Annotated in this window: 29 protein-coding genes; 12 read left to right on the forward strand and 17 right to left on the reverse strand. The window is 65.4% G+C overall.

All coding sequences use genetic code 11. The annotated features are described in order from the left end of the window. Positions 1 to 67: 67 nt before the first annotated feature. The 3 genes from ACM9HJ_RS09585 to ACM9HJ_RS09595 are packed head-to-tail and all read left to right on the forward strand — an operon-like array spanning position 68 to position 1,635. Positions 68 to 532: a nucleoside deaminase gene (locus tag ACM9HJ_RS09585; RefSeq protein ID WP_416571495.1), complete on the forward strand. Its 465-nt coding sequence runs from the start codon at positions 68 to 70 to the stop codon at positions 530 to 532. Positions 533 to 542: 10 nt separating this feature from the next. Beyond that, positions 543 to 905 carry a cupin domain-containing protein gene (locus tag ACM9HJ_RS09590; protein WP_416571496.1) on the forward strand — a complete coding sequence of 121 codons (363 nt, stop codon included), beginning with the start codon at positions 543 to 545 and terminating at the stop codon, positions 903 to 905. Further along, on the forward strand, positions 898 to 1,635 hold the full coding sequence (locus ACM9HJ_RS09595; RefSeq protein WP_416571497.1) for a type VI secretion system-associated protein TagO: 738 nt from the start codon (positions 898 to 900) through the stop codon (positions 1,633 to 1,635). The genes ACM9HJ_RS09590 and ACM9HJ_RS09595 overlap by 8 nt, the downstream gene beginning before the upstream one ends. 40 nt (positions 1,636 to 1,675) lie before the next feature. Here the strand turns inward: ACM9HJ_RS09595 and ACM9HJ_RS09600 are convergent, their stop codons facing one another. The 3 genes from ACM9HJ_RS09600 to ACM9HJ_RS09610 are packed head-to-tail and all read right to left on the reverse strand — an operon-like array spanning position 1,676 to position 4,831. Further along, on the reverse strand, positions 1,676 to 2,578 hold the full coding sequence (locus ACM9HJ_RS09600; protein ID WP_416571498.1) for a lauroyl acyltransferase: 903 nt from the start codon (positions 2,576 to 2,578) through the stop codon (positions 1,676 to 1,678). After that, on the reverse strand, positions 2,571 to 3,554 hold the full coding sequence (lpxK, locus tag ACM9HJ_RS09605; RefSeq protein WP_416571499.1) for a tetraacyldisaccharide 4'-kinase: 984 nt from the start codon (positions 3,552 to 3,554) through the stop codon (positions 2,571 to 2,573). The genes ACM9HJ_RS09600 and lpxK overlap by 8 nt, the downstream gene beginning before the upstream one ends. Further along, the gene (locus ACM9HJ_RS09610; protein WP_416571500.1) at positions 3,554 to 4,831 is read right to left on the reverse strand and encodes a 3-deoxy-D-manno-octulosonic acid transferase; all 1,278 of its coding nucleotides are present in this window, start codon (positions 4,829 to 4,831) and stop codon (positions 3,554 to 3,556) included. The genes lpxK and ACM9HJ_RS09610 overlap by 1 nt, the downstream gene beginning before the upstream one ends. A 176-nt stretch (positions 4,832 to 5,007) precedes the next feature. Between ACM9HJ_RS09610 and ACM9HJ_RS09615 the strand changes: the two genes are divergently transcribed. The 5 genes from ACM9HJ_RS09615 (at position 5,008) to ACM9HJ_RS09635 (ending at position 9,259) form a co-directional block, all read left to right on the forward strand. Beyond that, positions 5,008 to 5,853: a glycine zipper 2TM domain-containing protein gene (locus ACM9HJ_RS09615; protein ID WP_416571501.1), complete on the forward strand. Its 846-nt coding sequence runs from the start codon at positions 5,008 to 5,010 to the stop codon at positions 5,851 to 5,853. A gap of 154 nt (positions 5,854 to 6,007) precedes the next feature. Further along, positions 6,008 to 6,526, forward strand: coding sequence for a hypothetical protein (locus tag ACM9HJ_RS09620; RefSeq protein WP_416571502.1), 519 nt, complete (start codon positions 6,008 to 6,010; stop codon positions 6,524 to 6,526). Between the two features lie 4 nt (positions 6,527 to 6,530). Next, on the forward strand, positions 6,531 to 7,001 hold the full coding sequence (locus ACM9HJ_RS09625) for a hypothetical protein (RefSeq protein ID WP_416571503.1): 471 nt from the start codon (positions 6,531 to 6,533) through the stop codon (positions 6,999 to 7,001). Between the two features lie 228 nt (positions 7,002 to 7,229). Further along, complete coding sequence (gene fliG / locus ACM9HJ_RS09630) at positions 7,230 to 8,252, forward strand: flagellar motor switch protein FliG (protein WP_416571504.1); 1,023 nt, start codon at positions 7,230 to 7,232, stop codon at positions 8,250 to 8,252. Between the two features lie 68 nt (positions 8,253 to 8,320). Beyond that, positions 8,321 to 9,259, forward strand: coding sequence for a class I SAM-dependent DNA methyltransferase (locus ACM9HJ_RS09635; RefSeq protein WP_416571505.1), 939 nt, complete (start codon positions 8,321 to 8,323; stop codon positions 9,257 to 9,259). Between the two features lie 57 nt (positions 9,260 to 9,316). Here the strand turns inward: ACM9HJ_RS09635 and rpoD are convergent, their stop codons facing one another. Both rpoD and dnaG read right to left on the reverse strand, forming a co-directional pair. Continuing rightward, complete coding sequence (rpoD, locus tag ACM9HJ_RS09640) at positions 9,317 to 11,266, reverse strand: RNA polymerase sigma factor RpoD (RefSeq protein ID WP_416571506.1); 1,950 nt, start codon at positions 11,264 to 11,266, stop codon at positions 9,317 to 9,319. Positions 11,267 to 11,457: 191 nt separating this feature from the next. Next, a complete protein-coding gene (dnaG, locus tag ACM9HJ_RS09645; RefSeq protein ID WP_416571507.1) occupies positions 11,458 to 13,326 on the reverse strand; it encodes a DNA primase in 1,869 nt (622 codons plus the stop codon). Between the two features lie 208 nt (positions 13,327 to 13,534). On the opposite strand from dnaG, the gene ACM9HJ_RS09650 reads away from it, so the two are divergent. Continuing rightward, entirely contained in the window at positions 13,535 to 14,053 is a 519-nt protein-coding gene (locus tag ACM9HJ_RS09650; RefSeq protein ID WP_416571508.1) for a hypothetical protein, read from the forward strand. Between the two features lie 2 nt (positions 14,054 to 14,055). Here ACM9HJ_RS09650 and ACM9HJ_RS09655 read toward each other — a convergent pair whose 3' ends face one another. Both ACM9HJ_RS09655 and ACM9HJ_RS09660 read right to left on the reverse strand, forming a co-directional pair. Further along, on the reverse strand, positions 14,056 to 14,916 hold the full coding sequence (locus tag ACM9HJ_RS09655; RefSeq protein WP_416571509.1) for a GNAT family N-acetyltransferase: 861 nt from the start codon (positions 14,914 to 14,916) through the stop codon (positions 14,056 to 14,058). 8 nt (positions 14,917 to 14,924) lie between these two features. Next, entirely contained in the window at positions 14,925 to 15,383 is a 459-nt protein-coding gene (locus ACM9HJ_RS09660) for a GatB/YqeY domain-containing protein (RefSeq protein WP_416571510.1), read from the reverse strand. Positions 15,384 to 15,747: 364 nt separating this feature from the next. Here ACM9HJ_RS09660 and carA point away from each other — a divergent pair, with 364 nt between their 5' ends. Further along, positions 15,748 to 16,914, forward strand: a complete 1,167-nt coding sequence (carA, locus tag ACM9HJ_RS09665) for a glutamine-hydrolyzing carbamoyl-phosphate synthase small subunit (RefSeq protein ID WP_416571711.1) — start codon at positions 15,748 to 15,750, stop codon at positions 16,912 to 16,914. A gap of 1 nt (position 16,915) precedes the next feature. Then, the gene (locus tag ACM9HJ_RS09670; protein WP_416571511.1) at positions 16,916 to 17,929 is read left to right on the forward strand and encodes a hypothetical protein; all 1,014 of its coding nucleotides are present in this window, start codon (positions 16,916 to 16,918) and stop codon (positions 17,927 to 17,929) included. A 7-nt stretch (positions 17,930 to 17,936) separates the two neighbouring features. Here ACM9HJ_RS09670 and ACM9HJ_RS09675 read toward each other — a convergent pair whose 3' ends face one another. Continuing rightward, positions 17,937 to 18,872, reverse strand: a complete 936-nt coding sequence (locus ACM9HJ_RS09675) for a glycerophosphodiester phosphodiesterase (RefSeq protein ID WP_416571512.1) — start codon at positions 18,870 to 18,872, stop codon at positions 17,937 to 17,939. A 47-nt stretch (positions 18,873 to 18,919) separates the two neighbouring features. Beyond that, positions 18,920 to 19,246 (reverse strand): YkgJ family cysteine cluster protein, encoded by a 327-nt coding sequence (locus tag ACM9HJ_RS09680; RefSeq protein ID WP_416571513.1) that lies wholly within the window; start codon positions 19,244 to 19,246, stop codon positions 18,920 to 18,922. A 102-nt stretch (positions 19,247 to 19,348) separates the two neighbouring features. On the opposite strand from ACM9HJ_RS09680, the gene ACM9HJ_RS09685 reads away from it, so the two are divergent. Continuing rightward, on the forward strand, positions 19,349 to 19,798 hold the full coding sequence (locus ACM9HJ_RS09685) for a YaiI/YqxD family protein (RefSeq protein ID WP_416571712.1): 450 nt from the start codon (positions 19,349 to 19,351) through the stop codon (positions 19,796 to 19,798). A 107-nt stretch (positions 19,799 to 19,905) separates the two neighbouring features. On the opposite strand, the gene ACM9HJ_RS09690 is transcribed toward ACM9HJ_RS09685, so the two are convergent. The 8 genes from ACM9HJ_RS09690 to ctaD all read right to left on the reverse strand — a co-directional run bounded on the left by ACM9HJ_RS09690 (position 19,906) and on the right by ctaD (position 26,971). Next, positions 19,906 to 21,390: a carboxypeptidase M32 gene (locus ACM9HJ_RS09690; RefSeq protein WP_416571514.1), complete on the reverse strand. Its 1,485-nt coding sequence runs from the start codon at positions 21,388 to 21,390 to the stop codon at positions 19,906 to 19,908. Then, positions 21,387 to 22,127, reverse strand: coding sequence for an SURF1 family protein (locus ACM9HJ_RS09695; protein WP_416571515.1), 741 nt, complete (start codon positions 22,125 to 22,127; stop codon positions 21,387 to 21,389). The genes ACM9HJ_RS09690 and ACM9HJ_RS09695 overlap by 4 nt, the downstream gene beginning before the upstream one ends. A 7-nt stretch (positions 22,128 to 22,134) precedes the next feature. Beyond that, the gene (locus tag ACM9HJ_RS09700; protein ID WP_416571516.1) at positions 22,135 to 22,542 is read right to left on the reverse strand and encodes a DUF983 domain-containing protein; all 408 of its coding nucleotides are present in this window, start codon (positions 22,540 to 22,542) and stop codon (positions 22,135 to 22,137) included. Further along, entirely contained in the window at positions 22,524 to 23,396 is an 873-nt protein-coding gene (locus ACM9HJ_RS09705) for a cytochrome c oxidase subunit 3 (RefSeq protein WP_416571517.1), read from the reverse strand. Before ACM9HJ_RS09705 ends, ACM9HJ_RS09700 begins: the two co-directional genes overlap by 19 nt. 61 nt (positions 23,397 to 23,457) lie before the next feature. Then, positions 23,458 to 24,156, reverse strand: a complete 699-nt coding sequence (locus ACM9HJ_RS09710; protein ID WP_416571518.1) for a cytochrome c oxidase assembly protein — start codon at positions 24,154 to 24,156, stop codon at positions 23,458 to 23,460. After that, positions 24,153 to 24,320, reverse strand: a complete 168-nt coding sequence (locus ACM9HJ_RS09715) for a hypothetical protein (RefSeq protein ID WP_416571519.1) — start codon at positions 24,318 to 24,320, stop codon at positions 24,153 to 24,155. Before ACM9HJ_RS09715 ends, ACM9HJ_RS09710 begins: the two co-directional genes overlap by 4 nt. Positions 24,321 to 24,337: 17 nt before the next feature. Next, positions 24,338 to 25,243: a heme o synthase gene (gene cyoE, locus ACM9HJ_RS09720; RefSeq protein WP_416571520.1), complete on the reverse strand. Its 906-nt coding sequence runs from the start codon at positions 25,241 to 25,243 to the stop codon at positions 24,338 to 24,340. Between the two features lie 114 nt (positions 25,244 to 25,357). After that, entirely contained in the window at positions 25,358 to 26,971 is a 1,614-nt protein-coding gene (gene ctaD / locus ACM9HJ_RS09725; RefSeq protein ID WP_416571521.1) for a cytochrome c oxidase subunit I, read from the reverse strand. Between the last annotated feature and the right edge of the window lie 15 nt (positions 26,972 to 26,986).

Below are 26,986 nucleotides of genomic sequence, written 5' to 3' on the forward strand. Positions count from 1 at the left end.
ACAGGCAAGCCGCAAGCGGACCCCCGCCTTGACGGGCGCGACCGTCCCATGCAGCCTTGCGCGCATCATGACCGACCTGCCCAGCGCCCCCAATCCCATGGACATCGCCTTCGCCGAAGCGGAGAAAGCCGCCGCGCGCGGGGAGGTGCCAGTGGGGGCCGTCGTGGTCGATCCCGCCACGGGTGCCGTGCTGGGGGCCGCCGGCAACCGGACGGAGGAACTGTCCGACCCCACGGCGCATGCGGAGATGCTGGCGATAAGGCAGGCGGCATCCGCCCTGGACAGCCCGCGCCTGCCGGGCCTGGACCTTTATGTTACGCTGGAACCATGCGCCATGTGCGCGGGCGCGATCAGCTTCGCCCGCCTGCGCCGCGTCTATTTCGCGGCCTATGATCCCAAGGGCGGAGCCGTGGATCACGGCCCCCGCTTCTTCGCGCAGCCCACCTGCCACCACGCCCCCGACGCCTATGGCGGCTTCGGGGAGGCGCGGGCGGCGGCATTGCTGCGCGATTTCTTCAAGGACAGGCGATAGGAGAAAGACCATGACCCAGCCTCCCTTCCCCGCCATCGTGGCGCTTGCCGATGCGGGCGCGGAACCGGAAACCTATCGCCCGCCCGCCGACCGCATCCTGTCCGGCGATCCGGTGCAGAGTGTCAGCAACCGGTTCAGCAGCGCCGATGGCCGTTTCAATTGCGGCGTCTGGACGGGGGCGGTCGGGTCCTGGCGTGTCGTGTTCACGGAGAACGAGTTCTGCCAGTTGCTGGAGGGCGTGGTCGTGGTGAAGGGCGATGACGGGTCGGAGCGGCGATTCACCGCCGGCGAGGCGTTCGTGATGCCGGCCGGCTTCACCGGTGTGTGGGAGATTCTGGAGCCGGCGCGGAAATATTACGCGGTCTATGAGTAAAGCGGTGCCATTTGCAACTTTTGTTGCAAGCGTTGACTTCAGTATAAAAAGCGAACACATTATCAAAAATGCAATCTTGGTTTGGAATTGGCCGATGCGGCGCACTCTCTGTTTCCTGGCCGTCATGTCGACTGCGTTTTCTTCTGCCCAGGCTACTCCACAGGAGGACCTGAAGCGCAGCGTCGCGAAATGTGCCGGCGTCGCTGATTCCGTATTGCGCGCGCAATGTTATGATGAGTTGGCCAGGTCTATTGGCGTTGACACGCCCAAGACAAGCGCATCCTCCAATGGAAAATGGAATCTCAGGGAAAAATCATCCCCAATCGACGATAGCAAGACTGTTGTTGGAATGCTGGAGGCCGATGAGACCGTATCGGTCGGATCCTATCAAAGGACAAAACCCACATTTGTTGTCCGTTGCAGTGAGAATGTGACATCCGTATATTTTGTATATGACGTATTTCTTGGGTCGGACGAGACGGAAACGACGACCCGCGTCGACTCCGATAAAGCCGTGACGGAAATCTGGTCCATATCAACCGACCACAAAGCGGTGGGCATGTGGGAGGGCACCTCATCGATCCCGTTCCTCAAGCGACTGGCGGGGAAAAACCGACTGATCGTTCGATTGACCCCCTATTCCGAATCGCCGGTCACCGTGTCCTTTTCGCTGGATGGCCTGGCCAACGTCGCGACATCCGTGGCGAGAACCTGTGGGTGGAAGATGTAGTCCCGGACGAGTCATCCGCGGAAGATGCGATCCCGGCGTTTCAGTCCGGCCAGCGGCGATGCTGCCACATCCACTGGCCGGGAACCTCATTCACCCAGTCTCCCAACAGCGCATTCACCTGCGCCATGGCCGCCAGCGTATCGGCCTTCATGTCGCCTGTGCGGACAAATTCCAACGGCGATAGCACCATCACCCGAAACCGCGCCGCACCCGTCCGGACCACCCGGATGGGCACGGCGGGCGCGTCATAGCGCAGGGCCAGATCGGCCAGCACCGTGCCCGTCCGCGCCTCGCGCCCCAGGAAGGGCACCAGCGGCCCCTCGTTCAGCTTCTGGTCGACCAGCAGCCCGACATGGCCGCCGGCGCGGATCGCCGCCATCAGGCCGCGCGCCGCCTCCCGCCCCTTGGGCACCATCGTGCCGCCCAGGGGCGCCCGCGCCACCGCCAGCATCCGGGCGACATGCGGGTTGTTGGGCTTGCGGAACACATAGGTCAGGTCCAGGCCCATGCGGGCCGACACCATGGCGCACAGTTCCCAATTGGCGAAATGGCCGGTGAAGACGATGCCGGGGCGGCCATCCGTGGCCAGGGCGCGCAGATGCTCCGCCCCCGACAGCTCCACATGCCGGTCGAAATCCGCCGCCATCCGGTCCAGATGCACATATTCGGCGAAAGTACGGCCCAGATTGTCCCAGGCCTGAGCGACGATCGCATCAACCCTTGCCGGCTCTACCCCCGGCATTGCGCGTTCGATATCCCGGCGCATGCGGCGGGAGCGCGACAGGTGCCGCCCCAGCCGGCGCAGCAGCCCACCCCCCAGGTCCGATGCCCGCTCCGGCGACATCAACCGCATGGCGCGGATGAACAGCCAGACGAACGCCGCCTGTAGACGATAGCCCAGCAGCCGGTCGAACCGCCGGCGCAGGCGCCCATGGTCAGCCATGGCGCACCCCCATCAGCCGGTCCAGCAACCGCTCCACGGCAGCCGGATCATCCCAGGAAAGGCGCACAGGCAGGGTCATCACCCGGTCCCGCCATATGGGCGTCAGGCGCATCGCATCCTTCTGTGTCGTCACCAGGATCGCCCTATCCCGCGCCGCCTGTTCCGCCAGGGCGGACAGCTCGGCCTCGCTGAACCGATGATGGTCGGCAAAGCAATGCTCTGCCACCACCCGCGCGCCGGCGCCGCGCAGGGTGGCGAAGAATTTGGCCGGGCGGCCGATGCCGGCGAAGGCCAGCACCTGTCGATCCTTCAGGCCGGTCACCGCCGCCTCGTCCGGCACCAGTCGCGCCGTCAGCACGGGGCAATTCCCCGCCACCGCCCGTGCGGCCGGCAGCCCCGGCCCGTCGCCGATGACCACCAGCGCATCGGCCCGCGCCAGACCGGCGGCCACCGGCTCGCGCAGCGGCCCGGCCGGCATGACGAAGCCATTGCCGAAACCGGCCCCGCCATCGACGATGATAAGAGACAGATCCTTGCGCAAAGCCGGGTTCTGGAACCCGTCATCCATGATGACGGCCCCCACACCCGCCGCCGCCATGGCCTGGGCCGCCGCCACACGGTCGCGCCCGACCCAGGCGGGGTGGAAGCCGGCAAGCAGCAGGGGTTCGTCCCCTACATCACCGGCATCATGGCGGATCGGATCAACCGGCAGCGGTCCCGCCAGCCGCCCGCCATGGCCACGCGACAGCGACGCGGCCGCCACGCCCCGCACCCGCAGGCGGGCAACAAGGTCGCGCACCACCGGCGTCTTGCCGGTACCGCCCGCCACCAGATTGCCCACGCACAGCACGGGTACCGGCACCGCCTGCGGCTTTCCCGCCCGCAGCGCCCCACCCAGCCGCCACAGCCAGGATAGCGGCAACAGCAGCAGTGCCAACAAGCCTGGCGGGGCATGCCAGAAGCCCGGCGCCCGCATCAGCCGACCCCCGCCCGCGCCAGCAGCGGCGCCAATGCTTCCATCACCCGGTCGATGGCCGTGGCGTTGCGCAGGGCCACGCCGCGCGCGGCATCGGCCTGCGCATTCCGCACCACCGGATCGGACAGCAGCCCCGCCACGGCCGGGGCGATGGCATCCGGGCCGTCCAGGGACAGCAGCCCGCCCGCCGCCCGCATTTCCGCCACCATTTCGGTAAAGTTGAACATGTGCGGTCCATGGATGACGGTGCTGTTCAGCAAGGCCGGCTCGATCGGGTTGTGCCCACCCACGGGCATGAAGGACCCGCCCATCACGGTGACGGGCGCCAGGCGGAAGACCAGCCCCATCTCCCCCAGCGTATCCATCAGATAGGCGCTGTCATCCGCCCCTGGCAGCGCGCCCCCGCTCCGCCGCGCGAATGACAGGCCCGATGTCGACAGCATCCCCGCTACTTCCCCACCCCGGTCGGGATGGCGGGGAACCAGCAGCAGCAGCGTATCGGGGCGGATTTCCAGCAGCGCCTGCTGGGCGGCAATGGCCATGGCCTCTTCGCCCGCATGGGTGCTGGCGAAGGTCCAGACGGGACGGGTGCCGATGACGGCGGTCAGTGCCGCCAGGGCCGCCTCATCCGCCGGCAGCGGACCGCCGGAATATTTCAGGTTGCCGATGGCCCGGCTGTCCGTGATGCCCAGCACCCGCAGCCGCTTCGCCTCCACCGCCGTCTGGGCCAAGGCCAGGTCGAACACCGACAGCAGGCGCCGCGCCGTGCCGGGCACACGGCGCCAGTTGGCGAAGCTTTTCTGCGACAGCCGCGCATTGACCAGGGCACAGGGAACGGCCCGGCGGCGGATGGCCGACAGCAGGTTGGGCCAGAATTCGGATTCCACCCACAGCACCAGATCCGGCCGCCAATGGGCCAGAAACCCGTCAACCGCACCGGGCAGGTCCACCGGCACATATTGATGGAAAGCACGCGGCGCCGGCAGCCGCCTTTCCATCAGGGCGGCCGACGTGACCGTACCCGTTGTCACCATCACCGACAGGTCGGGGGACGCCGCCAGCAGCCGATCGACCAGTGGCAGGACGGCCAACGATTCCCCCACCGATGCGGCATGCAGCCAGACCAGACGCCCGGTGGGACGCGGATGCCGCGGGCGGCCCAGCCGTTCATGACGACGGGCCAGGTCCTCCTTGCCGCGTGCCGCCCGCTTGTCCAGCAGATGGGAAACGGCGGGGCCGGCAAGGCGCGTCAGGCCGCGGTAAAGGCTTTCCAGCATGGGATGTTCAGGGTTCCGGGCATTGGCGGGCACCCTAGCACGCGCCAACCGCTGGCCGCCAGCCCACCCCGGCCCCACCCCAACAATGCCCAGTCCCTGCCCCAATCCGGCCCTGATCGATGTTCAATCTGACCATGGCGGGGTATAGCCCCCGGAACTGGATATTGGTGACGATCATGCGCAAATCCCTGCCGTTTGCGGCCGCCACGGCCGCCCTGCTGGCCCTGGCGCCCGTTGGCGAAGCGCTGGCCGATCGCGATGACGACCGTCATGGCCGTCACCATCAGAATGATGACCGGGGACGGGACCGGGACCGGGGCCGCGATCATGACCGCGACCGCGGCGAGCGCCACGACCAGGGCCGGGGTCCTGACCGCGACAGGCCCCGGCATGACCATTACCGCCCGGCACCGCCGCCGCATGAGGTGCATCACCATCATCACCGTCCGCCGCCGCCCCCGCCGCCGCGCGTGGTCCACCACCATTACCGTCCGGCCCCGCCGCCCGTCGTGCATTACCATGTCGTGCAGCCGCAGCACTGGCATGGGCATTACGGCAACCGCTGGCGCCGCCTGCCGGAATTCTATTCGATGAATGTCGGCATCGATCGTGGCCGCTGCGACCGCCGCGCCGTGAACAACAATGTCGGCACCCTGCTGGGGGCCGTGGCCGGCGGTCTGGCCGGGTCCACCATCGGCGACGGCCGCGGCCAGGTGGCCGCCACGCTGGGCGGCGTTCTGGTCGGGGCCGCGATCGGCAGCAGCCTGTCCAGCAGCTACAGCCATGCCGATTATGGCTGTGCCGTACAGACGTTCGAGCGCGCGCCGACCGGTCAGGCGGTGATGTGGGACGATCCGGACCGCGATGCCCGCTATACCCTGACGCCGACCCGCACCTATGAGGCATCGAGCGGCCGCTATTGCCGGGAATATACCAGCCAGGCGCAAATCGGCGGCCGGACGCAGTCCACCTACGGCACCGCCTGCCGCCAGCCGGATGGCAGTTGGGAGATTGTGGGGTGATAAATCGACTGCCCCCTTGACGCGGGCGTCCACACGCATGACCTTATAGGCAATTGCGGGCACCCAAGAGGTGGCCCGGTTCCCCCGATAGCGGCGCCCGGCCCAACGGCCCCCAATGGCCCTGGCGCCCCGGCAGTGGATGGAGATGGTTCCGATGCGTAACGCTTTCACCCGTCAGGCCCGCGCCACCGGTATCGCCGCCCTGTTGGTGGCTGTGCCGATCGCGACGCCGGTGCTGGCGGACGAAGCGGGCAAGGCAGTGAATACCTTCAAGCCCATCACCCGCGCCGTGACGCCGGGCGAACGCGCCGCCGCCCAGTCCTATGCCCGCCCCGGCACCGAAGCGGCCGCGGCCGCTGCCCTGGCCCTGTCGGGTGAAGGCAATGCCCGCATGCCGGACGGGTTCAGCCTGTCGGTCAGCGGCAACATGCCCTCCTTCAGCAGCGGCTATGGCGCCCGCCGGTCGAACCAGCTGCTGGGGGACGGCCAGATCGGCTATGATGCCGAGCCGTTCTATTCCAACAATCGCGGCTATTACACGCCCTACGGCTATTCCTACGGCACGCCGCGCCTGAACTATAACGAGAGCTTCCTGCGCCATAAGTATGGCGGCAACATCCTGGGCGCCCCGTCGGTGTCGGCACCGCTGGAATTCTGGGACGGGCGCCGGTGATGCCATGAAGGCAGGCGGTTTAGCGGTCCTCGCGCTGTTCCTGCTCACGGTACCGTCCGCGCTGACCGCCGAGCCGGCGACCAATACATTCAAACCCATGCCCGCCTATGACCCGCTGCCGGGTCAGGTCGTGTCGCTGGACGATGCTGACCTGAAGCTGCGGGCGGCCCTGCCCCCGCCCTGCACGGGACGCAGCCAGAAAGGGGCGAAGGCCGGCACCTGGATCGGTGCGGCCCTGGGCGTGATGGCCGGCATGGCCGTCAGCAATGATGATGACAGCAGCGTCACCACGGCCGCCAAGGGTCTGGCCGGCGCCGGCATCGGTTCCACCATCGGCTACCTTGCCGGCCGTGCCTATGACGGGCCCCGCGACTGCCCCGGCATGAAGAACGAACTGCCGCGCAGCTCCTTCTTCCCCGTCGCGGATGAGGTGACATGGGAGGAACGCCGGCGGGAACTGGCGGGCGGGCCGTAAGACGAGATCGTGATCTGGTCCGGTGGCGACTGCCACCGCGCTGTACGTGCGGCGTAGCCCAGCCCACGGATGTGGGCGCCGGCGACTGAGGCCCTGTATAAGACGTGGAAACAAACAGAATATTATCCTTCGTGACGGATTCACCTTGGCGAGTCGCTGTGCTAGATTCGGTCAAAGTGACCGGACCGGCCCCTTCGTGCCGGCCCCTGTGTTGTTGGAGTGGCCGCCATGGCGATGCGCGTTCGTGAGGATTATCGTGGCCTGACCGGACCGGAGAAGGCCTCCATCCTGATGCTGGCGTTGGGCGAAGAGATCGCGTCGAAGCTTTTCGCCCTGATGGGCGACGACGAGATCAAGGAACTGTCCCAGACCATGGCCAATCTGGGGTCGGTCAGCTCCAACCTGGTCGAACGCCTGTTCGTGGAATTCGCCGAACAGATCAGTTCCACCGGCTCGCTGGTCGGTTCGTTCGACAGCACCGAACGCCTGCTCACCAAGGTCCTGCCCAAGGACAAGGTCGACCAGATCATGGAGGAAATCCGTGGTCCCGCCGGCCGTACCATGTGGGACAAGCTGACCAACGTGAACGAACAGGTGCTGGCCAACTATCTGAAGAACGAATATCCGCAGACCGTCGCCGTGATCATGTCCAAGATCAAGGGCGACCATGCCGGCCGCGTGCTCCAACTGCTGCCCGAAAGCTTCGCCATGGAAGTCATCATGCGCATGCTGCGCATGGAGGCGGTGCAGAAGGAGGTCATCGACGATATCGAGCGCACACTGCGCACCGAATTCATGTCGAACCTAGCCCGTACCAACCGCCGCGACGCGCACGAGATGATGGCGGAGATTTTCAACAGCTTCGACCGCAACACCGAAAGCCGCTTCCTGGCGGCCCTGGAAGAGCGCAACCGCGACAGCGCCGAACGCATCCGCGCCCTGATGTTCACCTTCGAGGACCTGTCCAAGCTGGACCCCAGCGGCATCCAGACCCTGCTGCGCTCTGTGGACAAGCAGAAGCTGGCCACGGCCTTGAAGGGTGCGTCGGACACGCTGAAGGACCTGTTCTTCACCAACATGTCCGAACGTGCCGCCAAGATCATGCGCGAGGATATGGGCGCCATGGGCCCTGTCCGCCTGCGCGACGTCGATGAAAGCCAGATGTACATGGTGCAGCTGACCAAGGATATGGCGGCGCGCGGCGAAATCGTCATTGCCAGCGGCAAGGGCGAGGACGAACTGGTCTATTGATCCCGACCATCGACCCCGCATTGTCCCCGACCGACGCCGGTGCACCCGCGCGCGCGATGGTGCGCGCGTTGCTCGATGCCCCTCCCATCGATGCCCTCCAATTCCTGCCCGTCCTGGCGGAGGCCACGCGACTGACCCCTTCCGACGATATTGCCGGCACCCTGGCGCTGGCCGATATCCTGCTCATGGCGAAGCGCCACATCGCGGTGCTGGGATTGCTCAGCAGGCCGGCCCGTCAATGGACGGGGGTTGAACGGGTGCAGGCCGAACTGCTGCTGGCCCGGAGCTGGCAAGGCATTGGCAGCATCCAGACGGCCCGGCGAGCCTATGAAACAGCCTCCCGGCTGGCGCCCTCCCTGGATCTGGGGCCGGCACTGGCGGCCCTGGCGGAAGTCGAAGCGACAAGCGTGCAGAGCCTTTTCGACGTATTCGCCGACAGTTTCGATGAAAAACTGTTGGGAACACTCGGCTACGCCATCCCCGGCATGCTGGGCGGGCTTCTGGCCGAATTGGGGGTCGGCGATGGTTTGTCGATCCTGGACATGGGCTGCGGCACGGGCCTGTGCGCGCCTTCCCTGGCCCCCCGCGCCGCTCGGCTCGATGGCTGCGACCTGTCCCTGAACATGCTGGAGAAGGCGGCGCAACGCGGGGGATACAGCCATCTCTGGTGGGGCGACCTGCTGGATGTCCTGTCATCCTGGACCGCAGCCTGGGATCTGGCCGTGGCGACCGACGTGTTGCTCTATATTCCCGACATCGAGCCGCTTTTCGCCCGGATGGCGACCGCCTTGCGGCCCGGCGGGCACTTCATCTTCAGTGTGCTCACCCCTGCCGGCGACGTGGAGGTGGAACGGCGCGCCGATGGCCATCATCACCATTCGGACGCCTATATCAGCCGCCTGATCGGCCAAAGCGGACTATCCGTAAGCCACTGGCAGGAAATCACACCGCGGTACGAGAACAAGCAACCCCTGGAAGGGCGGCTGGTGGTCGCGCGACGGCCCTGAAACAGAAAGGCCGGCGGGTTTCCCCGCCGACCTCTACCGTAAAAAATGCCGCCCGGATCACGTATCCAGGAAGCTCCGCAGCTTGCGCGACCGCGACGGGTGCTTCAGCTTGCGCAGCGCCTTGGCCTCGATCTGACGGATACGCTCGCGCGTCACGCTGAACTGCTGACCCACCTCTTCCAGGGTGTGGTCGGTGTTCATGCCGATGCCGAAGCGCATGCGCAGCACGCGCTCCTCGCGGGCGGTCAGCGTAGCGAGTATACGCGTCGTAGTCTCGCGCAGGTTCGCCTGGATAGCGGCATCAAGGGGCAGAACGGCGTTCTTATCCTCGATGAAATCACCCAGATGCGAATCCTCCTCGTCGCCGATCGGCGTTTCCAGCGAGATCGGCTCCTTGGCGATCTTCAGGACCTTGCGGACCTTCTCCAGCGGCATCATCAGCCGCTCGGCCAGTTCCTCCGGCGTCGGCTCGCGCCCGATCTCGTGCAGCATCTGGCGCGAGGTACGCACCAGCTTGTTGATCGTCTCGATCATATGCACGGGGATACGGATGGTGCGGGCCTGGTCGGCGATCGAACGGGTGATCGCCTGCCGGATCCACCAGGTGGCATAGGTGGAGAACTTGTAACCGCGCCGATACTCGAACTTATCCACGGCCTTCATCAGGCCGATATTGCCCTCCTGGATCAGGTCCAGGAACTGCAGGCCGCGGTTCGTGTACTTCTTGGCGATGGAGATCACGAGGCGCAAGTTGGCCTCCACCATCTCCTTCTTGGCGCGGCTCGCCTCCTTCTCACCCTTCTGGACGGTGGAGACGATGCGGCGGAACTCACCGATGGGCAGGCGGGCCTGCGTGGACACGTCCGAAATGCTCTCGCGAACGCGGCCCACCTCGAACGACGAGCGTTCGGCGAACTTGGCCCAGGCCTTCGACAAGTTCTTGCAGCGGTCCAGCCACTTGGGATCCAGCTCCGAGCCGTAATAATGCTGGAGGAAATCCTCGCGCTTCACACGGCAATCGGTGGCCAGACGCAGCAGGCGGCCTTCGAAACCCAGCAGCTTGCGGTTCAGGGCATAGAGCTGCTCGACCAGCTGCTCGATACGGCCATTGTTCAGGCGCACGGAATTGACCAGCTCGGTCAGTTCGCCCTTCACCTTCTCGTACTTCTTGTCGGAACCCTTGGGCAGCTCCTGGCCGCTCTGCAGCAGGCCCAGGCGCTCTTCCTGCATCTTGTGCAGGCGCTCATAGGTTTCCTCGATCTTGCCGAAGGTCTCCAGCACCTTGGGCTTCAACTCGGCTTCCATGGCGGAAAGCGAGACATTGCCCTCCTCCTCGCCCTCGCCTTCGGCGGCGGGACCGCCTTCGCCCTCGGGACGCTCGACCTCCTCCTCCTCGCGCTCGGCGGCGGGACCGTCCAGTGCTTCGGGCGGCAGCTCGCCGGCTTCCGGATCGACACCATAGGAGGCGTCCAGATCGATGATGTCGCGCAGCAGCATCTTGCCGTCCTGCAGCGACTGGTGCCATTCGATGATGGCCTGGATGGTCAGCGGCGATTCGCAAATCGCGCCGATCATCATCTCGCGGCCGGCCTCGATGCGCTTGGCGATGGCGATTTCGCCCTCGCGGCTCAGCAGCTCCACCGACCCCATTTCGCGCAGATACATGCGCACGGGATCGTCGGTGCGGCCGATATCGTCATCGTCCAGGTTACCGGACTGACGGCCTTCGCCTTCACCCTCGCCGCTGCCGCCTTCTTCGGCCTCCTCGGCCTCGACGACATTGATGCCCATCTCGGACAGCAAGGCCATCGTGTCCTCGATCTGCTCGGAGGACGAGCTGTCGGGAGGCAAGGCCGCATTCAATTCGTCATAGGTGACGTATCCGCGCTCCTTACCGCGCGCGATCATCTTCTTGACGGCAATGGCCATGCCATCCATCAGAGGGCCATTGGCTTCCTCTTCCCGCTGCTCCGACACTTCTGCCGTCTGCGCCGCTTTCGTCGCCATTCGTTCGCTGCCCCCGTACCCTCAGGCTGCCACCGGTAAACGCAAATGGACGACTCGGGCAAGGGCCCGGTCATCCGACGAAACTCGTATTGGCTATAACTTTGGGGAGTGACCGCCAACTGTGTCCGCCACGACACAGTTTCTGTGGACAAATGCGTCACACGACGCCCGAAAGATCGACCGTCCGTCCGTCATCCATCCAACTCCGTCAGATTGTCGACATGGCCCCGGAGAATCAGCAGCTCCCTCTGCAGCGCGCGAAGTCTCGCCAGATCATCCTCACTGAATGTCTCGGCAAACCGTCTCTCGGCATCGCGCAGCTCGCGTTGAAGCAAACCATCCTCGGAACTAAGCCAAACCTCCTGCCAGCCACTCTTCGCGATTTCGAACGACGCTCCAGGTTGCGCAAATCTAGGCGCGTCCGCATTCAGCAGACTATCCAGCGTCTCGTAAAAACCGCGACCAGACAGGTGGCGCTTCAAACCCTCCGCGTCAAGTGTTGATTCGGCCGTGAGGCATGCGACAAGCGCTTGGCGTAGCGCCTCCATCTCGCCATCGGCGAAATCCGCCCCCGCCAAGGTCTCCCCGATATCCTGGAAAAGCTCGGGATGATGGATGACAGCCAGCAACAGGTAACGCTCACGCCGGCGCGGTTCGGTGCGCAGGGTGCCACTGCGGAAACGGCTGTCCCACAGGCGGCTGACCGGCACCTCGCCCGGCTGGAGGCGGCGTGGGCGCCCACCGGCATTGCCACCACCCGCGAAGCCACCAGCCCCGCCGCCTGCCCGAATGGCGGCCCGCAGCTTCTCGCGCAGGACGGAGCGATAACTGTACTGCACCGACTTGTCGGTGACTTTTTCCATCATCTGGTTGATGCCACCTTCGATACGCAGGCGGCCATCGGCGGTCTTCGGGTCTTCCCCCTGCCGCACCATCTCCCAGATGAAATCCTCCAGCGACAGGGCACGCTCCAGGATGGCGGCGAAGGCATCGGGCCCGCCCGATCGGATCAGGCTGTCGGGGTCCTCCTTGTCCGGCATGAAGGCGATGCGCACCGTGGCGTCGGGCACCAGGATGGGCAGCACCCGGTCCACGGCCCGCTGTGCCGCCCGCCGCCCGGCATTGTCGCCATCGAAACAGAGGATGGGGTTGCGCTGCCCTTCCGGCGCCAGTTTCCACAGCACCTGGATCTGCGTCTCCGTCATCGCGGTGCCCAGCGGCGCCACCGCGCCCTCGAACCCCGCCTGGACGCAGGAGATGACGTCCATATAGCCTTCGGTGACGATCAGCCGCTGGCCATCCGCCGCCGCCTGGCGGGCGCGTGACATGCCGTAGAGCAGGTTGCCCTTGTGGAACAGCGGGTTCTCGGCCGAATTGATATATTTCGGGCCATCGCCTTCCAGCACGCGACCGCCGAAGGCCACCACCTGACCGCGCCGGTCGGTGACGGGGAACATGACGCGGTTCCAGAAGAAATTGCGGATGGGCCGGTCGCCCTCCGCCCGCTTGAACAGGCCGACCTCCACCATGTCGGCCTCGTTATACCCGGCCTCCAGCAGCAGCATGCGTAACGGCCCGCCTTCCTGCGGGGCATAGCCCAGGCGGAAGCGGGCGATGGCGGCATCATCCAGCCCGCGCCGGCGCAGATAATCCAGCGCCGTGCGCCCGCCGGGATTGTAGAGTTCCTTCTCATAATATTTCGTAGCGCGCTCGACCAGATCATAGAGCGACTTCTGCCGCTCATACTGCTGGCGCTCCTGCGGCGTGGCCTGGGGCACCTGCATCCCGGCCTCGGCCGCCAGATGCTCCACCGCCTCCATGAAGGACAGGCTGTCATGGCGCATGACGAAGCCGATCTGGTCGCCATGGGCCCCGCAGCCGAAACAATGAAAGAAGTTCTTCTGGTCGTTGACGTAGAAGCTGGGCGTCTTCTCATTGTGGAAGGGGCACGGGGCCTTGAATTCCCGGCCGGCGCGTTGCAGGCGCATGCGCTTCATCACCACTTCCGACACGGAAAGGCGGGAACGCAACTCTTCCAGGAACTGCGGCGGCAGGGCCATCAGGGACGCAATCTTAAAGCTACGGGAGGCGGGATCGGCCGGGCAGCATAGCGCAGGCGGGACCGGCATTGCCATGCATGGCGCCACTTATCCCCAGGTGCTGCGTTTTCCACAGGCTGTGGAAAACAAGGCCGATTGGTTCGAATTTCATCGGTATGGAGATTGCTTGCCCCGGGTAACAAAACATCCCGCACGAAGGGCATGCGCCATGAATATCAGCTCCATGTTTTCCCCCTCCGCCATCATCTCGCGATTACAGGTGAAGTCGACCGCCACCGCCGGCACCCAAGCACCGGCGGCCAAAGCCGGCACCGCCCCGGCCGATCCCGCCGCCCAGCAGAAGGATGAAATGGCGGCGTTGAAGAAGGAGCGCGAGGCCTATGACGCGCAGCGAAACACCGAAATCCGTAAGCGCGAGAAGGAGTTCGAGCAGACCTATGGCCGCAAATACGGCCAGGATGGCGACCCGCCCCTGGCCTATCAGATCGCCTTGCCGGTGAATGAACGCGGCTATCAGCCCTTCGTCAACGCCGACCAGCAGAAGCAGATCGACGCCATCACCGACAAATACATCTACCGGGAAAATCTTGCCCCCATGTGGGAAGAATTGACCTCCATGGGGCTCAATCCCGACCAGCTGGTGAAGTCGGCAAAATACTTCATCTCCATGGATGGCCGCATGGCCACGCGGGAGGAGGCGACGAAGGGCATCGACATCAAGGTGTGATGTCAGCCCAGCAGCACGATCCCGTAGTCACCGATGATGCGAAAGCCCAGTGACAGGTAGGCGCGCCGCGCCGGCGCGTTCTGCTTGCCGGTGAACAGCACGCCCGTCGCCGCCCCGTCTTCCCGCGCCGCCAGCAAGGCACCGGCCACCGCGGCACGGGCGTAGCCACGACCCCGCGCGGCGACGGGCGTCCAGACCCCGCCGATCTGCACAATGTCCGGGATGCGGGCATTGTGGGTGGCCATGGAAAGCGGCGTCCCCGCCGCATCGGTCAGCAGGAACACGTCCCCCGCCAACACCCAGGCCGTGACATCGGCCCGGGCGCGGGCGCGCAGGTCGTCGCTATCCGCCTCTCCCAGCGTTTCCAAGCAATAGTCGCGGCGCCAGCCGGACAGCAGGTCCAGATGCGCCTCCCCCGCCCGGCGCCACAACAGCGCGCCATCAGCCAGGGCCGGTGGCACGTGCAGGTCGGCAAGCGGCAGATCGAACAAATCCTCCGCCCCATCCTTCAAGGTGGGGCGACCGGAGAATAACGCCTGGACGGCACGCATGGCCGCCAGCGGACCGAGAATGCCCTTCACCGGGCGATCACCGACTGCAATGTGATATCGGGCCAGTTCAACCGCCGCCACCGGTTCCGCCTGGATCAGCAGGTTGCCGTTCCAGGCATGGGCCACCACACCCTGAACGGCTCCCGCCCCATCGACCAGAGCGACGTAGCGGGCCTGGAACCGCTGGCCCTTATCGGTCAGCCCGACCCGGCGCAGGTTGGAACGCAGAAACAGCGATGTGGCCGGGTGCCGGGCGAGGTAGGCATCAAGACGCCCCTCATCCCCTGGCGCCAAGCGCTGGATGGCGGTCACCGGAATGCTCAGTTGGCCAGTTTCTGGCGCACCAGGGCGCTGGCCTTGGTGAAATCCATCTGGCCGGCGAAACGGCCGCGCAGCTCGGCCATCACCTTGCCCATGTCCTTCACCCCGGTGGCACCCAACTCCGCGATCAGGGCCGCGATGGCCTCGCGCGTCTCCGCCTCGTCCAGCTGCTTGGGCAGGAAGGCCTCGATGATCTCGATCTCCTCCCTTTCCTGCTGGGCCAGTTCGACGCGGCCACCCTGCTCGTACATGGTGATGCTTTCGCGGCGCTGCTTCACCATGGTCTGCAGCATGGCCAGCAGGGCGGCATCGTCGATACCGTCCTGGTTGCCCGTGCCGCGCGCCGCGATGTCACGGTCCTTCAATGCCGCCAGGATCAGCCGGACAGTGGCGACGGCGCGGCTGTTCTTGGCGCGCATCGCGTCCTTCAGGGCCTCATTCAGCGTCTGGCGCAACATTGGAATACCTCTAAGGGTGGGGTGAAACAGCCGGCAACATTAGCCAACATACCGGCCGTATGCCAGCGAATAGCAATCACGCCCGTCGCCATCTGGAAACGTCCACGCCGGAACGGACACCCAACGATGGCGCGTGGCAGGGCCGCGCCCACGTTGGTTGACCCGGGTCCCGTGAATGGCTAATTCAGCTTCAGAACCGTACCGGCCATGGCCGGCGCGCGGCATCGGCGCGAACAGGCTTCGCGACGCGACTGCGGGCAGGCCGCCCCGCCCCTTGGGCGGGAAGGACCGGGCCTTTTCAACGGCGCCCCGGCGTCGCTCCGCAGATCATAAAGGTGCCCCCGCAATGTCCGACACCCCGCCGATGGGTTCCCCCAGCCGCGCGCCCGCCCCCAAGGGGGCCACGGGCGTTCTCGTCCTTGCCGATGGTTCGGTCTTCTGGGGACGAGGCGTTGGCGCCGTGGGCCATAGCGTGGGCGAGGTCTGCTTCAACACCTCCATGTCGGGATATCAGGAAATCCTGACCGACCCGTCCTATGCGGGGCAGATCATCACCTTCACCTTCCCGCATATCGGGAACGTGGGGACGAACCCGGAAGATATCGAGACGACCACGCCGGTCGCCCGCGGCCTGATCATCAAGGCCGACATCACCGAGCCCGCCAACTGGCGCGCCACCCAGCATCTGGACGCCTGGCTGAAGAGCCATGGTCTGGTCGGCCTGTCGGGCATCGACACCCGCCGCCTGACCCGCCTGATCCGCGACAATGGCGCGCCCAACGGCGTCGTCGCCCATGCGCCGGACGGGGTGTTCGACATCGACGCCCTGATCAAACAGGCCCAGGAATGGCCCGGCCTGGAAGGCATGGACCTGGCCAAGGACGTCTCCACCAGCCAGACCTACAGCTGGGATGAGACGATCTGGAGCCTGAAGGAAGGCTATGGCCGGCAGACGGCACCCAAGCACCATGTCGTCGCCATGGATTTCGGCGCCAAGCGCAACATCCTGCGCTGCCTGGCGGCCTCGGGCTGCAAGGTCACCGTCGTTCCCGCCACCACCAGTGCGGAAGAGATCCTGGCACTGAACCCCGACGGCATCTTCCTGTCCAACGGCCCCGGCGACCCGGCGGCCACCGGTGCCTATGCCGTGCCGACCATCGCGCGGCTGGTGGACAGCGGCAAGGCCGTGTTCGGCATCTGCCTGGGCCACCAGATGCTGGCGCTCGCGCTGGGTGGACGCACCGTGAAGATGGACAAGGGCCATCGCGGCGCCAACCATCCGGTGAAGGATCTGGCGTCGGGCGTGGTGGAGATCACCAGCCAGAATCATGGCTTCGTCGTCCTGCGCGAAAGCCTGCCGGAAGAGGTGGAGGTCACCCACGTCTCCCTGTTCGACGGGTCCAACGAGGGCATCCGCCTGTCCGGCCGCCCCGTCTTCTCCGTGCAGTACCATCCGGAAGCCAGCCCCGGGCCGGAGGACAGCCATTACCTGTTCGAACGTTTCATCGACGCCATCGAAGGGCGTTACTGAGGTGACGGCCGATCTCGGCCTGATCCGCCTGGGCGATTGGGACCGCCCTTCCGGGATGCCGGAAGGGCTGGCGGGACTAGTGGCGGGCTGGCCCGTCATCAACCGTTCGCCGGCCGGTGAAGCGTTCCTGGATGAAAGCGGCCTGATCCGGGTCAGCGATATCTGGAACCTGCCCGGCGGCGCCTTCACCACCGACCGGCCCGTCGATATCCACGGCGGCTGGGCCGTGGCCCGATTGATCGACGATGTCTGGAAGATCATCGAGATTGCACCGGCGCATCCGCGTGATGCCGGCCGAGCGCTGCTGCGCGACCGGGCCGAACGGCTGCTGAATGGCCGGCGCTGGACCGGTGGTGATCTGGAGGCGTTGGACAGCCTGCTGAAGTCGGAGCCGGTGACGCAGGATGCCTGGCTTTCCGCCGATGTCGGCCGTGAGCGTGCGCTGAAATCTTTGTCCAAGCTGCGGCTGGCGACGCTGACCGAAGCCTCCCACCCTGCCCTGTCCGCCGCCGTTGCCTCCGCCCTGCCCGCCGGCCCCGTCCTGTGGATGGACGAGGATGCGCGGGAAGTGGCCGAACAGGTCATGGCCCATAGCCGCCGCCGCATGGAAGTGTCGGCCAAGCGCGTGGCCCGCGACGACAAGCAGCGCGGCGCCGACCTGAAGGACAGCATCGCGCAGGCGGTGAAGGCGGTGTTCCCCGGCATGCCCGAGGATGTGTCACTGTCCATCGCCGCCCGTCTGGCACCCGCCGCCATCAAGCTGGGTCGCCGCCCCGGCACCCAGGCCATCGTCGATTGCACCGCCGAGCTGCGCCTGGACCGCTGGCGCCAGGTGATCATCGGCGACCCACGTGTGGCAGCCAGGCTCAACGCCATGCAGGCCAAGGGCGATAATAACCGGGCGCGCAAGCGTTACCGTGACCAGCGGGCGCTTGAACAGGTGGCCGCGGAAATCGCCCGGTGGCGTGGGGACCTGGAACCGGTCACCTCCCGCTGGCTGGGGGACGAGGTGTAAGGGGCGCTCAGCGCCCCAGCACTTTACGCCCCGTCGCCGGATCATCGGTGATCAAGCCGTCCACGCCCCAGTCGATCAGCCGCTTCATGTCGGCCGCGTCGTTGACGGTCCAGGGCAGGACCTTCAGGCCCAATCCATGGGCCTCCTTCAGCAGTTCCCGCGTCAGGTTGGGGTGGTAGGGCGACCAGATCGCCCCGCCCGCCGCCTTGATCGCCGCCGGCAGGCTGCCGTCATGCTTCACCGGGTCGAATCCGGCCGACCAGGGGCTGGAGCCGGTTATCGACACGGTGCTTTCCTCCGGATCGATGATGGTCAGATAGGCGGTGCTGATCTCCGGCGCGATCTTCTGCACCACCTGCAGCGTACGGAAATCGAAGCTCTGGATCGTCACCCGCTTTTCCAGGCCAGCCGCCCGCACCTGCTTCACCAGCAGGGTCGCAAACGTTTCGGGACCGACACTATCGCCGGGCGCGGTCGGATCGATCTTCGTTTCGATATTGAAATGGATATTGCTGCCCTTGCGCTTTTTCACCAGATCGAACAGGGAGGCCAGGGTCGGCACCGTCGTACCGTCGATGGGCATCTGGTTGGCGAAACGTTTGGCATAGGCACTGCCGGGCCGGATTCGGCCAACATCGAAGGCCTGCGTCTCCGCAAGGGTCAGGCTGTGCCAGGTCGGTTGCACACCCTCCACCCATTTGCCGTCGCGCCGGGCCAGGTTGGTATCGACATGGCGGTCATGGGCGATGATCAGCTGCCCGTCCCTGGTCACGCCGACATCCAGTTCCAGCGTATCGACGCCCAGATCCAGGGCCCGCTCGAACGCCGGCAGGGTGTTTTCCGGCCACAAGGCACGGCCACCGCGATGGGCCTGCAGGTCGAAGGCGAGGACGGGGCTGGTGGCGAGCATCAGGGCGGTCATCATCAGGGCAGAAAGGCGCATGTCGGTATCCGTTGCTTCGGTCTGCTACCGACCATAGGGTGCCGCGGTTACGGTTTCATGTCGGGCACCAACGACATGCCGTGGCGTTCGCGCGCCATCAGGCAGGCCTCGTCCCCCGCCACGCAGTCATGGCAGACGATGGGACGGTCGGCATAGATGGTACAGGCCACATGCTCCCCCACCGTGCCCGACAGGGCCGCGCATCGCTCGCCGGTCCAGCGCATGCCCGACCCATCCTCGGCCACCATCGCTTCCGGGATGCGGGCGATGTCGGCATCCTCTTCCAGGGAGAATCGCGGCCAGTCGGCGGCATAGGCGCAACAGGCCCCGCATTCCTGGCAGGCGAAGGGAGGGGGATCGTCGGGCTGGTCCAAGCAACGGCCTGTGGTGAAAGTCGACAATGCTGGTTTGTCGCCGACCGCGCGCCGCTTGGCAAGGGTGGCGCCTCTGCTATAAAGCGGCCAGGAGGAGCCATGCTGGAAATCTATGTCGATGCCGACGCCTGCCCCGTGAAGGAGGAGACGTTCCGCGTTTCCGAACGCTATGGCATGCCGGTGCATCTGGTGGCCAACGGCCCGTTGCGCGTGCCGTCCGGTGGGCTGGTGCGGCTGGTGGTCGTGTCCGACGGATTCGATGCCGCCGACAATTGGATCGCGGAGAATTGCGGGCCACAGGACATCGTGGTGACCGCCGATATCCAGTTGGCCAAGCGCTGCCTGGACAAGGGGTCGAAGGTGCTGGGCAATAATGGCCGCCCCTTCACCCCGGCCAATATCGGCTCGGCGCTGGCTTCGCGCGCCCTGATGCAGGATCTGCGCGACATGGGCGTCGTCCAGGGCGGTAACGCGCCCATGTCCAAGTCGGACAAGAGCCGGTTCCTGCAAGAGCTGGACAAGATGGTGAATGAGGTCAAGCGGGGACGATAGGAGGAGGGTATAGGTCAGGTCGAGGGCATCGCCCGAGCCCTGACAAGCGGCAGCGCCATAGAGTGTCAGGGCTCGCCTGCGGCTCGACCTGACCTACATGATGCACGTCACAGATACCGTGCCCGCAGATGCGCCTTGAATATACCGGCATCCAGCGGCTTGCCCGTGGCGCGGATCAGCATGTCGCGGGCCGAAAGATACCGGCCCCAGCGATGCACATTCTCACCCAGCCACGCCACGAGATCGCGGAAATCACCATTCCCGATCCGGTCGTCCAGATCGGGGATGGCCGCCTGCGCCGCCTGGAACAGCTGGGCCGCCATCATGGCACCCAGCGTGTAGGTGGGGAAATAGCCCCAGGCGCCGCAAGGCCAATGGATATCCTGCAAACAGCCCTGGGCTAGGTCCGGCGGGGTGATGCCCAGCAGGTCGCGCATCCCCTGGTTCCAGGCCTCGGGCAGGTCGACCAGATCCATCCGCCCTTCGATCATCGCCTGTTCCAGGCGCCAGCGCAGGATGACATGGGCGGGATATGTGACCTCATCCGCATCGACGCGGATGAGGGTGCGGTCCACACGGCGGAAACGGCGGCGCAGGTTCTCCGCCGACCAGGCATCCCCTTCCCGCCCGAACGCCTCGGCCAGTTGCGGGGCCAGCCATTCCAGGAAGCGCGGGTGACGGCCCACCTGCATATCGAAGGTCAGGCTCTGGCTTTCATGCACGCCCAGGCCGCGCGCCTGCCCGATGGGCTGTGACATCCATTCCGCCGGGCGGCCCATCTCGTAAAGCGCGTGACCGGCCTCGTGCAGGCCGGATTTCAGTGCCTTGAAGAAATTATCGGGGTCCAGGCGGGTGGTGATGCGCACATCGCCCGTCGCCCCGCCGCAGAAGGCGTGCAGCGACTGGTCCACCCGACCCTGAAAGCCCAGAATGCCGGCGAGCCTCTGCACCAATGCGCGCTGTGCATCCACCGGAAACGGTCCCTCGAACGGTTCCGCCCGGGGTTCACGCGCCTGCGCCACCTCCACCTCCGCCAGGAAATCCGGCAGGAAGGCGGCGTAATCGTCGAAGACTGGGCCGTATTCGGCCACGCGGCTGCCGGGCTCGTACAGTTCATGCAGCGCATCGTAGAGGCCGCAATCCAGCACGGCGGCGTTGGCGGCCGCGATCTCCCGCTGATGGTCCAGCACCTGGCGCAGGTGCGGCAGCAGCAGGGCGAAATCGTTTTCCGCCTTGGCCGTGCGCCAGATCACCTCGCACCGCGCCGCATCTCTGGCATTGGCCTCCACCAGATCGGGGGGTACAGCGGTGGCCAGCAGATGCTCCCGCCGCATCTCCGCCAGATTGGCGCGCTGCCAGTCATCCAGGTTGTGCGCATCCTGTTCCGCCGCATCCAGCCAGTCGGCGATGGCGGGGTCCAGCAGGGCGGCATGGATGGCACCCTCCAGGGCTGCCACCTGATCGGCACGGGCGGGCGATGCCGCGGCCGGCATCATCGTGCGGCTGTCCCAGTTCAGGATGCCGAGCGCGCCCTGCAGGCCCGCGCGGCGGGCGAACTGCTTCTCAAGGGTGGCATAGGCGGTCCGGGTCATGGTGTTTCCTGGCGGCGGAAGCTGGCGGCGATGAAGACGCCAACCAGGGTCAAGGCAAGCCCGTACCAGGTCAGCGCATAGGAGAGATGGTCGTTCTTCAGGGCGACGATGGTCCGCCCACCGATGGGCAGCCCGCCGGGATTGGGCGTGGCATCGACCTGCAGCACCAGCGGGCCCAGGCGATCCACGCCTGCAATGGCGGCCAGGGCCGGCATGTCCAGCCAGAAGAAGGTGCGGGTGGCCGGATCATTGTCCGGCTGCATGAAGGCCCGGTCCTGCGGCACGCGGGCGATGGCCGTGATGGTGACGGATCCGTCCAACTGCCCCTCGGCGCGGCCGGCGGGGTCGCGCCGGTCCAGCGGCACCCAGCCGCGATCGATCAGAACCATTCCCGCCCCATCATCACGGACCAGCGGGGTCAGCACATGCACGCCCTGCTGCTGCCGCCCATCCGGACCGGCATAGAGGCGCGGACCGATATAGGTTTCGCGCTCATGCAGGAAGCGCCCCGTGACACGGACGCGGCGATATTCCCAATCGGCGGGATGGTCGATGGCGGCGGGCAGGTCCACCGGATCGGCCGCCAGCCCGGCATCGATCCGTGCGATCAGGTCATTCTTCCAGGCCAGCCGATCCATCTGCCAGGTCCCCAGACCCACCAGGATCAGCAACGCCACCAGGGCGGCGATGGAGGGCAGAAGATGCGGCCGGAAGATACGTCGTGCGGCGGCGGACATGGCCGGATCAGCCTTCCTCGCCATCGAACTGGTCGCGGCGATAACGGTACTGGGCGGCGATGGTCAGGGCCTTGGCCGGTCGCATCAGGCCCAGCGTGGCACCAATGATGATCGGCGCCCAGAGCAGCAGCAGGACCCAGAGCGGCCAATCGACCTTCAGCGCGAAGATCAGCGCGGCCGGAACCAGCGTGAAGCCCAGAATGAAGATTAGAAAAACAGCCGGGCCGTCCCCGCTGTCGGCGGCGGCCAGATCCAGGCCACATACCGAACAGCGATCGACGACCCGCATGAAGCCCTTGAACAGGGCACCCTGGCCACAGCGTGGGCAGCGGCACCGCAAGCCCACGCTGAGCAGGGAGGATGGCGTTTCCGTCACCGGGGCGAACCCGTTGCGGATCAGTGGGCGGCAACCCACTTGCCGCCGGCACCCCACCAGTAGATGGAGATGAACAGGAACAGCCAGACCACGTCCACGAAGTGCCAGTACCAAGCCGCCGCCTCGAAGCCGAAATGGCTTTCGGCGGTGAAGTGGCCCTTCTTGGTGCGGAAATAGCAGACCGCCAGGAAGATGGTCCCCACCAGCACATGGAAACCGTGGAAGCCGGTCGCCATGAAGAAGGCCGAGGAATAGACGTTGGCGCCAAAGCCGAAGGCGGCATGGCTGTACTCATAGGCCTGGAAGCCGGAGAACAGGATGCCCAGCAGCACGGTGATGCCCAGCGCGCGGGCGGCTTCCTTCATCTTGCCTTCGACCATCGCATGGTGCGCCCAGGTCACGGTCGTGCCGGACAGCAGCAGGATGATGGTCATCAGGAAGGGCAGGTCGAACGGGTTGAAGGGAACAGTGCCCTTCGGCGGCCAGACGCCGCCATTCGCCTCGACACGGGCCACCTGGATAGCCTCGTTATAGAAGATCGAGGCGTCGAAGAAGGCCCAGAAGAAGGCGGAGAAGAACATCACTTCCGAGGCGATGAACAGCGACATGCCATAGCGCAGGCCGATCTTCACGACGGGGCTATGGGCCTTCTCGACCACCGATTCCTTCACGATATCGCGCCACCAGCCGAACATGCAGCCCAGCACGGCGGTCAGGCCGGCGGCCAGCAGGTACCAGCCATGGCCATGGAACTGCATCACCAGACCGGTCGCCAGCAGACCGGCGGCGAACGCGCTCAGCAGCGGCCAGGGGCTCGGGTTGACCAGGTGGTAGGGCTGCGGAATGCCTTCCCCGGGATTGCCGCCAGCAATATGGGCGTTGACGTCAGCCATCTCTCTTTTCCCTCAAACCAAGGAACTTTGGATCATACGCGATTTGAACAGGAACCGGTCCTCAGGACCTGTCCCCCGGGGCGGCGGCAGCGGTCGGTTTATCGGCCGAACCGTGAGCGTTCCCTTGGTAATCCTTCCCGGCCGGCCCGTCCAGTTGTCCGTCTGCCGCACCCTTCCCCGGGGTGGACAAAGCGGCGCTCTGATCAGCGGCGCGGAAGAAGGTGTAGGACAGCGTGATCGTCTTCACGTCGGCCATTTCCGGATCGTCGGCCATGGCCGGATCGACATAGAAATTGACCGGCATCTCGATCGACTGTCCGGGTTCCAGCTTCTGCTCGGTGAAGCAGAAGCATTGAAGCTTGTTGAAATACTGCCCAGCCTTTTCCGGCGTGACATTGTAGGTGGCGGTACCAATCACCGTGCGGTTCTCCAGGTTGCGCGCGCGGTAGGCGATGGTCATCGCCTCCCCCACATGCACATCGACCGCATGCGTATCGGGCTTGAATTCCCAATTGATGGAATTGTTCACGTCGGCATTGAAGCGGACGGTGATGATGCGCTCCAGCGCCTTGTCCGGCGCCTTTTCGGCCACCATCGTGGCGCCGCCGAAACCGGTGGCGCGGCAGAACAGGTCATAGAGCGGCACCGACGCAAAGGACAGGCCGATCATACCGGCCACCACCGCACCCAGACCCAGGGCCATGCGGCGATTGCGGCGATGCGCATCGGGTACCTTGGGGGCACCGTTCATGGGGCTCATGGGAAGGTTCCCCCGCTCATCCGGACCATCGCCACGACATAGATGATGATGATGAAGGTCACCAGGGCCGCCAGGACGGCCAGATTCTTGCCCCGCTGCCGGCGATGGATCTCCGTGTCGGCGCCATGGCGGCGGACCGGGCCGTTGCTCTGCTGCTGGTTCATGATCTTCCTCCCGTTTCTCAGACCGCCAGATGTTCGCCGATCAGGATGGCGAACAGGGCGAACAGGTAGAGGATGGAGAAGGCGAACATGCGCTTGGCCGGCTTATGGTCCTCGGTCCGCAGGACCTGGATGGCGAAGCCCAGGAAGGCCAGACCCAGGGCGACGGACCCGACCAGGTAGGCCAGCCCGCCGATGCCCAGGAAATAGGGGCTGATCGCCAGCGGAAACAGGATCGCCGTATAGATCAGCATCTGCTTCTTGGTTTCATGCTCACCCGCGACGACGGGCAGCATGGGCACCCCGGCATGCTGGTAATCCAGCTTGCGGAAGATGGCCAGCGCCCAGAAATGCGGCGGCGTCCAGAAGAAGATCAGGGCGAACAGCACGATGGAGGCGACGGAGACCTCACCGGTCACCGCGGCCCAGCCGATCATCGGGGGAAAAGCCCCGGCCGCACCTCCGATGACGATGTTCTGCGGCGTCCGCCGCTTCAGCCACATCGTGTAGATGAAAATATAGAAGCCCGACGCCAGGGCCAGCAGGCCGGCGGCAACCCAGTTCAGCGCCAGACCCATCAGCGAAACCGACGCCACGGTCAAGATGATGCCGAAAGCCAGAGCCTCTTCCGCGGGCACACGGCCCTGCGGGATAGGGCGGTTGGCGGTGCGGTCCATCAGCGCGTCGATGTCGCGATCATACCACATGTTGATGGCACCGGCGGCACCCGAGGCCAGCGCGATGCACAGGACGGCGACCAGCGTCAGCACCGGATGCAGGTGGCCCGGGGCCACGACCATGCCGGCGAAACCGGAAAAGACAACCAGCGACATGACGCGCGGCTTCAGCAGCGCCACATAGTCGCTTACCGTGCCGCTCGACACCTGACTGTCCATGATCTCGGGGGCGATCACGCTGTCGGTCATGATGATGGTCTCTTCAACTCTCAACAAAAACGGAACCGGTACTTAGGAGAAAACCGCGCGGCGGTGTCCCGCCGCGCGGTTTTGCCAAGGGCAAGGTCCGATCGGACCGCTGCCTTACTTGATCTTCGGCAGGGTTTCGAACTGGTGGAACGGCGGCGGGGAGGACAGGGTCCATTCCAGCGTCGTGCCACCGGTCTGCCAATAGTCACCCTCGACCTTGCGACCGAACAGCTGCGTGTAGATGGCCATCACGCAGAAGAAGATCGTGGAACCGAAGGCCATATAGGCGCCGTAGGACGAAACCATGTTCCAGAAGTGCAGCGCGTCCGGATAGTCGGGCATGCGGCGGGCCATGCCGGCCAGACCCAGGAAGTGCTGCGGGAAGAACAGCATGTTCACGCCGATGAAGGTCGTCCAGAAGTGCAGGTGACCCGCCCAGCCCGGATGCTGACGGCCCGACATCTTGCCGACCCAGTAGTAATAACCGGCGAAGATCGCGAACACGGCACCCAGCGACAGCACATAATGGAAATGCGCCACGACATAGTAGGTGTCGTGCATGGCGATATCCATGCCGGCATTGGCCAGCACGACACCGGTCACGCCGCCGATGGTGAACAGGAAGATGAAGCCCAGCGCCCAGACCATCGGCACCTTGAACTCCATGGAGCCGCCCCACATGGTGGCGATCCAGGAGAAGATCTTCACGCCCGTCGGGACGGCGATGATCATGGTGGCGGCGGTGAAATAGGCGCGGGTATCGACCGACAGGCCGACCGTGAACATGTGGTGGGCCCACACGATGAAACCGACGACGCCGATGGCGACCATGGCATAGGCCATGCCCAGGTAACCGAACACCGGCTTCTTGCAGAAGGTCGAGATGATGTGGGAGATGATGCCGAAGGCCGGCAAGATCATGATGTACACTTCGGGGTGACCGAAGAACCAGAACAGGTGCTGGAACAGGATCGGGTCACCGCCGCCGGCCGGATTGAAGAAATCCGTGCCGAAATTACGGTCGGTCAGCAGCATGGTGATGGCGCCGCCCAGGACGGGCACGGCCAGCAGCAGCAGGAACGCGGTCACCAGCATGGCCCAGACGAACAGCGGCATCTTGTGCAGCGTCATGCCCGGGGCGCGCATGTTGAAGATGGTGGTGATGAAGTTCACCGCACCCAGGATCGACGAGGCGCCGGCCAGGTGCAGGGCGAAGATCGCCATGTCCACCGACGGTCCGTTATGCCCGTACTCGGAGGAGGAGAGCGGCGGATAGACCGTCCAGCCCGTACCGGCACCGGGGCCGACGAAGGCGGAGCCCAGCAGCAGCAGGAAGGCCGGAACGATCAGCCAGAAGCTGATATTGTTCAGGCGCGGGAAGGCCATGTCGGGCGCACCGACCATCAACGGCACGAACCAGTTGCCGAAGCCGCCGATGAGGGCGGGCATCACCACGAAGAACACCATGATCAGGCCATGGGCCGTGATGAACACGTTCCACTGCTGACCGGCATCGGCCGAGAAGGCGTGCATGTACTGGATGCCCGGATCCTGCAGCTCGAGGCGCATGATCACGGAGAACAGGCCACCGATCAGGCCGGCCAGCACCGAGAAGTAAAGATAAAGCGTGCCAATGTCCTTATGGTTCGTCGAGAAGAACCAGCGGGCAATAAAGCCCGGCTTGTGATCATGATGATCGTGGGCGTGCGCCCCGGTGACAGCACCCATGGTAGTACCCTCTCT

This window comes from Niveispirillum sp. KHB5.9 (assembly GCF_048066115.1).
Taxonomy (GTDB): domain Bacteria; phylum Pseudomonadota; class Alphaproteobacteria; order Azospirillales; family Azospirillaceae; genus Niveispirillum.

Coding starts and splice junctions, on each gene's coding strand:
- cyoE (WP_416571520.1), bottom strand. CDS start 25,243: ATGACCGACAGCGTGATCGCCCCCGAGATCATGGACAGTCAGGTGTCG.
- ACM9HJ_RS09620 (WP_416571502.1), top strand. CDS start 6,008: ATGCGTAACGCTTTCACCCGTCAGGCCCGCGCCACCGGTATCGCCGCC.
- rpoD (WP_416571506.1), bottom strand. CDS start 11,266: ATGGCGACGAAAGCGGCGCAGACGGCAGAAGTGTCGGAGCAGCGGGAA.
- ACM9HJ_RS09585 (WP_416571495.1), top strand. CDS start 68: ATGACCGACCTGCCCAGCGCCCCCAATCCCATGGACATCGCCTTCGCC.
- carA (WP_416571711.1), top strand. CDS start 15,748: ATGGGTTCCCCCAGCCGCGCGCCCGCCCCCAAGGGGGCCACGGGCGTT.
- ACM9HJ_RS09600 (WP_416571498.1), bottom strand. CDS start 2,578: ATGGCTGACCATGGGCGCCTGCGCCGGCGGTTCGACCGGCTGCTGGGC.
- ACM9HJ_RS09715 (WP_416571519.1), bottom strand. CDS start 24,320: ATGAACCAGCAGCAGAGCAACGGCCCGGTCCGCCGCCATGGCGCCGAC.
- lpxK (WP_416571499.1), bottom strand. CDS start 3,554: ATGCGGGCGCCGGGCTTCTGGCATGCCCCGCCAGGCTTGTTGGCACTG.
- ACM9HJ_RS09595 (WP_416571497.1), top strand. CDS start 898: ATGAGTAAAGCGGTGCCATTTGCAACTTTTGTTGCAAGCGTTGACTTC.
- ACM9HJ_RS09710 (WP_416571518.1), bottom strand. CDS start 24,156: ATGAGCCCCATGAACGGTGCCCCCAAGGTACCCGATGCGCATCGCCGC.
- ACM9HJ_RS09615 (WP_416571501.1), top strand. CDS start 5,008: ATGCGCAAATCCCTGCCGTTTGCGGCCGCCACGGCCGCCCTGCTGGCC.
- ACM9HJ_RS09690 (WP_416571514.1), bottom strand. CDS start 21,390: ATGACCCGGACCGCCTATGCCACCCTTGAGAAGCAGTTCGCCCGCCGC.
- ctaD (WP_416571521.1), bottom strand. CDS start 26,971: ATGGGTGCTGTCACCGGGGCGCACGCCCACGATCATCATGATCACAAG.
- ACM9HJ_RS09625 (WP_416571503.1), top strand. CDS start 6,531: ATGAAGGCAGGCGGTTTAGCGGTCCTCGCGCTGTTCCTGCTCACGGTA.
- fliG (WP_416571504.1), top strand. CDS start 7,230: ATGGCGATGCGCGTTCGTGAGGATTATCGTGGCCTGACCGGACCGGAG.
- ACM9HJ_RS09650 (WP_416571508.1), top strand. CDS start 13,535: ATGAATATCAGCTCCATGTTTTCCCCCTCCGCCATCATCTCGCGATTA.
- ACM9HJ_RS09610 (WP_416571500.1), bottom strand. CDS start 4,831: ATGCTGGAAAGCCTTTACCGCGGCCTGACGCGCCTTGCCGGCCCCGCC.
- ACM9HJ_RS09695 (WP_416571515.1), bottom strand. CDS start 22,127: ATGTCCGCCGCCGCACGACGTATCTTCCGGCCGCATCTTCTGCCCTCC.
- ACM9HJ_RS09675 (WP_416571512.1), bottom strand. CDS start 18,872: ATGCGCCTTTCTGCCCTGATGATGACCGCCCTGATGCTCGCCACCAGC.
- dnaG (WP_416571507.1), bottom strand. CDS start 13,326: ATGGCCCTGCCGCCGCAGTTCCTGGAAGAGTTGCGTTCCCGCCTTTCC.
- ACM9HJ_RS09660 (WP_416571510.1), bottom strand. CDS start 15,383: ATGTTGCGCCAGACGCTGAATGAGGCCCTGAAGGACGCGATGCGCGCC.
- ACM9HJ_RS09705 (WP_416571517.1), bottom strand. CDS start 23,396: ATGGCTGACGTCAACGCCCATATTGCTGGCGGCAATCCCGGGGAAGGC.
- ACM9HJ_RS09590 (WP_416571496.1), top strand. CDS start 543: ATGACCCAGCCTCCCTTCCCCGCCATCGTGGCGCTTGCCGATGCGGGC.